The organism is Streptomyces dysideae (assembly GCF_001514305.1).
Taxonomy (GTDB): Bacteria; Actinomycetota; Actinomycetes; order Streptomycetales; family Streptomycetaceae; genus Streptomyces; species Streptomyces dysideae.
The window spans coordinates 1-860 of sequence record NZ_KQ949186.1 but is presented as its reverse complement, the minus strand read 5'-3'; the positions used below and the strand labels follow the sequence as shown (position 1 = coordinate 860).

Below are 860 nucleotides of genomic sequence, written 5' to 3'. Positions count from 1 at the left end.
GACGCTCTGGCCCCCACTCATCCGCCAGCCCAGAAATGAGATCCCCCATGACCACGCAGAACAAGACCGCCGTCGTCACCGGTGCGTCCGCCGGCCTGGGTGCCGCCTATGCGCAGCGGCTTGCCGACCGGGGCTACGACCTGATCCTGGTGGCCCGCAACGCTGCGCGGCTGGAGACGCTGGCGTCGGACATCCGCAGCCGCACCGGCCGTGCGGTGGACGTCGTCACCGCCGACCTCACCGATGCGGCGCAGATCTCCGTGGTCGAGGAGCGTCTGCGCACCGACGAGAGCATCGAAATGTTGGTCAACAACGCCGGCGGGGGGCTGTTCACCCCGCTGGCAACCTCTGACGCCGCGGCCTCCGAGGCACTGATCAGCCTCAACGTGACCTCGCTGACCAGGCTGACCACCGCGGTCCTGCCGGGCCTGACGGCCCGCGGGCACGGCACCGTGGTGAACATCTCCTCTGCACTGGCTCTCAACTTCCTGCCCGTCAGCGCCGTCTACAGCGGCACCAAGAGCTACGTGCTGACGTTCACCCAGGCCCTGCAGCAGGAACTCGCCGAGAGCCCCGTCGTGGTGCAGGCCGTGCTGCCGGGCGCTGTCCGCACGGAGTTCTGGGACGGCTCCGGCGCCGACCTCGGGGCGTTCCCCGACGAGTGGATCATGAGCGCGGACGACGCCGTCGACGCGGCGCTCGCCGGCCTCGACGCCGGTGAGCCCGTCACCATCCCGTCACTGCCCCAGATCAGCGACTGGGAGTCGTTCGAGAAGGCCCGTCAGACGCTCGTCCCGAACCTCTCGCAGCGGGCCCCGGCCGATCGCTACCGCGGCTGACCGCCTCTCCGGCACCGGTGC

1 protein-coding gene is annotated in these 860 nt (G+C 70.3%); it reads left to right on the top strand.

Translation table 11 applies throughout. The annotated features are described in order from the left end of the window. The first annotated feature begins 47 nt into the window (after window positions 1–47). Complete coding sequence (locus AQJ91_RS48285) at window positions 48–839, top strand: SDR family NAD(P)-dependent oxidoreductase (protein WP_067036784.1); 792 nt, start codon at window positions 48–50, stop codon at window positions 837–839. Window positions 840–860: the final 21 nt, after the last annotated feature.